The organism is Planktosalinus sp., assembly GCF_059864935.1.
The window spans coordinates 1-8,539 of the sequence record NZ_JCBCCK010000103.1; the positions used below are offsets into that span (position 1 = coordinate 1).

Annotated in this window: 4 protein-coding genes and 1 pseudogene; 1 reads left to right on the forward strand and 4 read right to left on the reverse strand. The window is 38.4% G+C overall.

Features of this window, described 5'->3' with window-relative positions; genetic code table 11:
• Positions 1 to 742, forward strand: a pseudogene (locus tag AC6F75_RS04500) (hypothetical protein); the annotation flags it as partial.
• A gap of 55 nt (positions 743 to 797) precedes the next feature.
• On the opposite strand, the gene AC6F75_RS04505 reads toward AC6F75_RS04500, so the two are convergent.
• From AC6F75_RS04505 to AC6F75_RS04520, 4 genes are all read right to left on the reverse strand, one after another.
• Positions 798 to 3,059: a T9SS type A sorting domain-containing protein gene (locus AC6F75_RS04505; protein ID WP_500713753.1), complete on the reverse strand. Its 2,262-nt coding sequence runs from the start codon at positions 3,057 to 3,059 to the stop codon at positions 798 to 800.
• 168 nt (positions 3,060 to 3,227) lie between these two features.
• On the reverse strand, positions 3,228 to 5,984 hold the full coding sequence (locus AC6F75_RS04510; protein ID WP_500713754.1) for a S8 family serine peptidase: 2,757 nt from the start codon (positions 5,982 to 5,984) through the stop codon (positions 3,228 to 3,230).
• A gap of 67 nt (positions 5,985 to 6,051) precedes the next feature.
• Positions 6,052 to 7,632, reverse strand: a complete 1,581-nt coding sequence (locus AC6F75_RS04515) for a T9SS type A sorting domain-containing protein (protein ID WP_500713755.1) — start codon at positions 7,630 to 7,632, stop codon at positions 6,052 to 6,054.
• 103 nt (positions 7,633 to 7,735) lie between these two features.
• The gene (locus AC6F75_RS04520) at positions 7,736 to 8,266 is read right to left on the reverse strand and encodes a hypothetical protein (protein ID WP_500713756.1); all 531 of its coding nucleotides are present in this window, start codon (positions 8,264 to 8,266) and stop codon (positions 7,736 to 7,738) included.
• Positions 8,267 to 8,539: the final 273 nt, after the last annotated feature.

An 8,539-nucleotide genomic window follows, 5' to 3' on the forward strand; every position in this document is an offset into this window, starting at 1 on the left:
CAACCAAACCACCTATTTAATAGACCGAAAAACCCGAAGGGAAGGTAGCTCTTTTGACATCAATCCATTTGCGAGTGGTGAGGAAAACCAGTTGGGTTTGGCTTTAAATTTCAGGAATATTCTTTTCTTTAATAGAGGACGCCAACATTACACAACAAGTTATACATTTACTGATTCCAAATCTGAAAATTTACTTTCAGTGGGTTTACAAAGAAACGCGCTTACTGCTCACCAGTTTAATTTTACACACAAATTTGCGAACAGTTGGCTGGCCAATTTTAAAACTCAGTTTAGTGAAAATAGAACAACATCAGAAAATTTTGAACAGCGCAATTTTAGAATTGAGAGTTATGATTTAGCACCTAAAATTTCTTATCTGTTTTCTGAAAATGCGCAGTTTTCGATTTTGTATCAATATACAAACAAAGAAAACCTGTTGGGTGAACGTGAACTTTTAATGCAACAAAAATTGGGTGCACAATTCACATTTAACAAAGCCGAAAGCTATTCTATCAATGGCGAATTCAACTTTATTTCCAATGATTTTACCGGAAGTGCTTTTTCACCCGTGGCTTTTCAAATGCTGGAAGGACTTCAACCGGACAAAAACTTTACCTGGAGCTTGTTGTTTCAGCGCAGCATCACAAAATATCTGGATGCCAATATTTCATACTTTGGCAGAAAAAGTGAGAACTCAAATGCCATCCACACGGGTACGGTACAACTCCGGGCCTATTTTTAAATAAAAAAAGACCCCGCCGGGGCGAGGTCTATTAGATTTAATCAGTGTTTAAATTTTACTTTAAAATCAATTTTTTGGTTGTAGCTCTATTGGTTTGATTTTCAATTAATTTCACAAAGTACAATCCGGTGTTTGTCTGTGAAAGATCAATTGAAAAGCTTTGATTTTGATTTTCACCAGATACTATTAATTGTCCTAAAACATTGTACACTTCAAACTTCAAGTTATTCCCCGTAGTGTTTGAAATATTTACTATTCCGTTTGAAGGGTTTGGATATAAAGCAATTTGTGCGTCTAATGTGAAATTAGATGCATTAAGCACATTGAAGTTACTAAATGTGGTTGATTCTTCTGAGTCAAATTCCCCGCCCTGAACAATAATGGTTCCATCAGTAGTTTCAAGTTTATAATTGCCTATTCCAAATCCGCAGCAAATTCCATCACCCCAAGAATCATAGATTGTAAAAGTGTAACAATCTTCGGCAATCACATCAAAGGTGGCAGTGATTGTTGCTCCTGATTGACCGTTATATGGCCCTCCTGAATACAATACTGTTCCAGAGGAATTAACAAAGTCCCAGGTTGTTTCTTCGGGGTAATCATCAAGTAACAAAGTCAAGAAAACTTCTGTTGTCACAAAAGCATCTGGTGTATCAAAACTTACACTTGCTTCGTTATTTGAGGGAAACTCGTCAGGCTGTCCGTTCGGATTTTCTATCAAAGCATAAAAAGTACCGGCAGAGCTAATTGATATAGGGCCAAGAGCAATTTGATCCTGTTGACCTGTTTGCAAATTTCCCGTCCATTGAATCACATTAGGAGTCTGACCATCCAAATAATAGGAAACATCAGCTGAAACCAAAGTTTCTGAACCAAAGTTTCTGATCACAAGTATGGGCTCAATAACATTTGAGCATAAAATAGATTCAACATTTGATATGGAAATACCAGCGTCATAGCTGTAAACTTGAAGCGGAGGGAACGGGTCAAGAGAAGCCACTCCTGTATTTCCCGGATCGAGCCAATCTCTAAGCCTTGTTGCAGCTGTTGTACCGGTGTTCCAGGAAATTCCAAATCTTCCATAATAATCATATTGACCATTATTTGAGGTACCGCTACAGGCTGCGGCTCCTCCCCACAACTGACCAATGATTCTTCCATTATCGTCAAAAAGCGGAGATCCTGATGACCCGGGCTCCGTTACACCTGTGTCCCAGGAATCCAGCCACCAAACCTGGCCGGGGCTATTGGCATGATACGGTGGGTCATTGTCCACACAAACCTTCATAATATCTCCCGATGGGTGGTGTATCCCAAAAGTTTTTGACGGTGGCACATCGCTTCTGTCCCATCCGTTCCAAACAATATCCCAGGCTCCGGGTATGGGGTTGTTGAGTTCAACCAGATGAAAATCAGACTGCTGTCTGCTGGCCCTGCTCTGCGCACCACTCATGGTTTGTGTTGTTGGACCATTTGTGCTGTTTTGAGTAGTTGCACAAACCGGGTTTGGGCTTATCCAGTTAAATCGGAATGCCCAGTTTGTTGGATTTGACCCGCAGTGATTGGCAGTCAAAACATATGGTGTGCCGTCGTTTGAGGTGTTATTGATTAGTGAGCCCGAGCAAAAACCACTGGTTCCACTTAAAAGCATAACCACCCCTTTCTTGTTGTGGTTTTTAAATGATTCCAGGTCAGTGTCAATTACGCAATCTACATCAAGATTACAGGGGCCGGAATCGTTTAAACCTTTGTTTTGTGCAAACTGAGCCTGACTCCTATAACCATGAACAACACGCCCAATTTGAAGGATTCCATTTCCGGCTTCTTTAGCCGGTTCAAAATATTCAATCCACACGTCATCGCCATCAATGAGCCAAGTGCCTAAAACACGCCCGCTATTGTTTTGGTTATGGTCATATGCTCCTAAAAGTGCTGACTTGTCATTGTTGTAAAGGTAAATTGTTCCACCTCTGGGCAAATAAAAGTCTTCAAACAAAAAGTTCAAGGTTATAGCACCTTCTGACTGGAAACGAATTCTCCAGATGCGGTCGCCATTTTCAAGCGTAGTCCAATGTCCTGAATTATTTAAATCAAAGTTAACCATAAACTCTTTGCCAAACCTCCAGGGTCTGTCAAATTTATAGTCGTTGATGGCGTCTTCGGCCTGCATTGCCTTAAGATCAAAAGCCGGCATTTTAATGCTTTCTATACTTTTTGCATTGCTTAATTTCCAACTTGCAGGTGTTCCTTCATTAGTCACCTGAGCAGAAACAACAAGCGAAAAGCATAAAAATAAGTAAAGTAATGTATTTTTCATTTTGTAGTTTTTAATTAAAAAATTGAGCCAAGTTAAATTTTTGTAAAGAGAAAAACAAAGTTTTAACGTATGGCATTATAAAAAATTTCTCTGGAAGGATCCAGTATCTTTCAAAGAAAAAAGGGAGGCAAACACACCTAATGTTATAATGTTATTAAACATAAAAAATTATTTAATAATTATTCGTTTGGTAATACTATTTGAAGAAGTTCCAACTCTCACCAAATAAATTCCGGCTGCATATCTTCTTAAGTTCAGATTGTAATTATATTTTCCATTTTCGTTTTTCATTTCTCCAGTTATGATTTGCTGTCCTGTTACTGTATATACATTTATCTGAACAACATCAGTACCCCAAGGATTACTGTCTAAAATAGCTCTAAATTGATTGTCTTCGATTGAAATAATAATCAACTCTGGATCATTCATCAAATGTTCGTTTATACTTAATGTTCCGTTGATAATATTCACTTTAAAATCAACTGTTGAGCCATACTGAAGGTCTTCACAAGGGTCGTTTAGGTTGCCTGACCCAGTGTTCCATTTGCCTCTGATGCGCAGTAAATGCTCACCATTAAAAGCATCTGAGGGAATAGTAAAAGGGACATTGACATCAACATTGGCAGTAGTAGCAGGAACATTGTTGAAAATTTGTTCAGAGGGCTCAAAAATACCATTGTCATTGTAGTCAATCCAGGCTGAGAAGACTTGATTTTGATAACCTGACCTTATTGTTGCTGTATAATTACCTACTTGGGCATCTAAAGTAGCTATATGATTGGTCATGTTCATATATCCATTTCCGCTGCAGGTAATATTGGGTAAATTTATTTCCTGAAGTATAAACCTTGTCAAACCGTCACCCTCACTACAATTTGATTCCGGCATACAAATGAGGTGTGTAATTGTAACCGTAATGGAGTCGTTTGAAGCGTCTGCATCACCGGCAAGTGCGGTAGTGGCAGTCAATTCATAGTCGCCAATAGCTGAGAAATCTGCTGTTTGAGTGAATGTATACTCAAGGGTTTCACCTACACCAAGAGGCCCGGCAACGGTTTCTGTAACTGTTGGGTTTGTATCAATTGTGTATGAAACCGGGAGGTTAGTTTGAGCCAGACTCCCGTAATTTCTAATTTCAATTGTGATACTTTCTGTACTAGATAAACCATCACCTGTTTCAGGAGAAATTACTTCAATTACACCAATATCATTAGGAAATAAATGCTTGATATCTTTGGTGAAAGAGTCATTGGTTGTATCCTCATCATTGGTTAATGCTGTAAAAGCAGTAATTGTATATGTTTGGCCAACGGTGCTCAAATCAGCAGTTGTTGAAAACACAAAAGTAACATCTGTGGCAGATGCAATTGTACCCGTAAATATTTCGGTAACAACTGTTCCTCCGTCTATTTGATAAGAGACGCTAAAGTTTGACTGAGTATTGAAGCCAAAATTTCTTACAGTAATCTCGATAGTTTCGCTTGAACCTAACAAGCCATCTTCGGGCTGATTAATATTAATTACCCCAACATCGTTATCATTAACCACGCAAACGGCATCCATTAAAATATCCATAGCGTTTTTGGAATTGATTCTCCCTCCGGTAATAACCCGAGTCATTAAGTGAGCTGATTGGTCAACACCGTCATAGAGGGCTTGAATCACAATTTCTGCTGCTCCTTGTGGGTCGTTTTTTACAATAGTCATAAAGCTCTCGCAGGGAATTGAATACATCAATCCAATGACTCCGGCGGTAAGTGGGCTTGCAAAGGAGGTGCCTGAAGTAGTTCCATAGCCACTATTATTCGTGGTAAAAATCCCTGTACCTGGAGCAGCTACATTAATAGTGTTCGGACCATAGCCTGAAGCACTAGTGTCGTTTATATTTGTTGCCGCAACCCCAACCATAAAGTCGCTGGGGCAAGCTGTAGGCACATCGCCCACAATATCTACATTTACATTTTGATTTGTAGTTGCACCGCAGTTAATGATTCCTGCCTGACCCAAGTCGTCATAAAAACTACACCAAATTGGATAGTTATTTGGGTCTCCAAAATCAACCCCCCAGGAGGCATTGGTGGCTACAACAAATGCCCCATTTGCACCGTTTGAATTGTTCCACATTTGTCTTGCGACTAATGGATAAGTATAGGCTTCAACAATATTAGCTTGTGTAAAGGGTTGGTTATACCCGGCAACTACCATCATCTTTACGTCCCAGTTTGCCCCAGCAACTCCAACTCCATTATTTCCAACAGCACCTATCATACCGGCAACTGATGTTCCATGACCACCAGTTCCAATATTATGATTATTAGTACTCACATTCCAGCCATTGATATCATCAATATAACCATTACCATCAGTGTCTGTTCCATCAAGCACCTCTGCGGTGTTTGTCCAATGGTTCCCTACCAAATCCGGATGTCCCATCACATTAGCACTTTCTATAATACAGATTACAATATCTTCTCCTGTTGCGGTAGTGCCACCTGTAGTGATGTCCCAAGCCTCTTCAGAATTGATATTCTGGTGATGCCACTGGTTACTGTATAAAGGGTCATTGGGAGTCGTACGTAGGTCAACCAACGTATTAACCTGAACCTGATAAACTGAATTGAGGACTTTTAAATCTCTAATCACCTGATCAACCGACACTTCCTCGTCATTAAATTTAAACAACCAAATGTCAGTGGGCGCAGAAAGCAATCTGTCAATTTGAAAATTATAGTTTTCCGGCATTTGTTCAACTACTCTTTGAGCGTCTCCACCTTTTTGAAGCCTGACGATAACTTCATTGGGAATTAAAATGTCTTCAAAAGATTTAGGAGATTCATTGCGCGTTTGCTCATTGGTTTGAGTGAAACTCGGTGAAGAAACCAATAAAAAAATTGCAGAAAACAGAAGTGTAATTGATTTAATCATTGAGCAAAGTATTGATTTTTTCAAAAATAGGGTTTTAGTATAAATTAAAAAAGGTCTTTAATGTAATTTATCTTACGATAAATCTTTTTGCCAATCCTTGATTATCTGTACCTATTCTTACTATATAGACGCCGGACGCAGCATATGACATATCAAAATTATATGTATATTTTCCATTGTTGTTGTCAAGCAGATTATAAATAACTTCCTGACCTTTAACATTGTATACTTTAATAAAAACCTTATCAATAATATTTTGATGGGTAGTTAAAGTTGCTTCAAATTGATTATTACCTCTTTTTAATATTATTAAATCAGCATTTTCAAGTGGAACTTCATTGATGTTGAGCGGCTCGTTTATAACAATTTTAGATGTTTCATCATTATCAGGGTCTTCATCTCCTGCCAAAGTTGTTCCTGATACAATAGTATAGGTTTGACCTGAAGTGCTTAAATCAGCAGTTGTCGTAAATGTATATTCAACATTTTGAAGTGGGTTAATCGTGCCTGCAAAAGTTTCAGTCACGTTTGCACCTCCATCAATATTGTAATAAACATCAAAGTTTGATTGTGGATTAGTACCAAAGTTTCTAATTGTAACTACAACTTCTTCATCAGTACCCAATGGACCGGTAACCGGAGTAACAATTTGAACAACACCCAAGTCTTCATCAAAATCAGGTGCAATTTTAAAAGCACTTAATACATTCCTTCTGTTGTTGTTAAAAAACTCATTGTTGTTATAAAAAGTTCTTCCGTCTGTAGGATCAATAACCGTATGAGAATAATCTGCATATCTGGTATTGGTATTGTTTGCTGTACTTAAGGCGATTTGCGTTTCTGCAACGGTCATTTGACCCAGCGGGTCGTTGGCAAGCCTACCGGTATATTTAATGGAAATACGTTCCTGTACATCACGCGTACCAACAGTAGAGTAGGCCATCCCAATGTTTCCGTCAATATCAATCGCCATACTTCCGTTAAAAGCACTTTTTTCTCCCGTCGATGTGTAAGTGCCTTCCTGATGGATGGTCCAGGGGCCGCCATTTACATCCTGCCGCAATTCATACCATCTGATACCGGACTGATTGGCTCCACCGGCATTAACTCTCACCACAAAGTTGAAAACAGCAGAATTATACGTTGGGAATTTCCTCAATTGCGTTTGATTCATAACTGTGGATTGCAGAGCATCTATTGAAACAGTACTGCCAAATGGTTGAGGTAGGTTTGAAAAACTACCTCCATTAAACACCCCGTTAAAAGGAGTTACAGGTACTTGAACTGCAGATGAAATATTTGAGTTTTCGGGGGTAGCCCAGTCAATTGATACACTCCAAAGCTTTAAATGGTCGTTGGATACTCCACCCCAGGAATCATCCTGTTGATAAACAACAGTTGCGGGTATTTGTGGTAAATCATTGCCTAAAGCACTAAAAACTTGTGGGCTGTAGAAACCTGAAGTTACAATTCCGGGAACTGGGAAAGCTTGAAACTGTGCGGCTTGACCCAGGAGCATTTTTTCCCTTTCAATAACAAATAGCCTATTTGAACTTCCAATATTTGCGGTAACATAATAACCGTCGTGCCAGATTGAAAATTTAGTGTAATCGGGGAATGAACCGGTATTGAATTGACCTTGATACACATACCAGCCGTCAGTTATTGGATTTGGGCCTTGAGAAACAGCTACTTTAAATCCATTTGGATTACCACTAAATTCTGTAATTATAAATCGGTTTGCCTCGTGGTCATATAAAAAATGGGTCTCCGATTACCTGACCACTAAAAGTATTTAAAGAAGCAGAATTTGTAAGTGGATTTAAATTCTTATCAAAAATCCTAAATCCAATATTCCAACCTCCTATCACATGGTTGGGGCCTACAGCAATTGTAGGGTCTGTGGGCGTAAATAAAGCTGAGTTGTTTCCATTTAAATTAATAACAATGGTGTCTCTACCGGGGTATTTTAATTGGTTTTCATCAGCTTTAACCAAAGGATCAGGCATATCATCTCCCGGATTTCCTTTTCCGGGAACCACGTTGTTTACATGTTTGTGTTTAGGGTTCACCTCGGGGCCGTCAATTTGTTGCCTGCCTTCACGACCACTCAATCCTTCAACAAAAGTCCCCTTTGCAATTTGCTCAGCAATGCTTGGAACTATTGTTGGTGTAGCAAAAAACCCGTAATCGGTAGGTGGAAATGTTTCTGTGTCCTGAGCATTAATAAGACCCACAAAGCATATGAAAAGCAAGAAGCTTAAGTAATTCTTTAAATTCATTTGAAATAGTTTTAGTTAAAGTAAATTTTGATTTGGCAGAATCTGTTGTCAAAAATAGATAACTGTGCTATTTATATCCAAAAATTGCTGTTAAAATAAAACTTGAAACTCTCTGATTTATTTGTATTTAAGAAAAATAAAATGAATCTCTATCTTTAAGAAATTTTAATTTTTTTCTAATTTCTTCTAAACGATTTATTTTGAGTGTTGCAAAAATCAAACTTTCATTCTCTAAATTTAAAGTAGTAATTATTTCACCTAAAGCGTCATAAA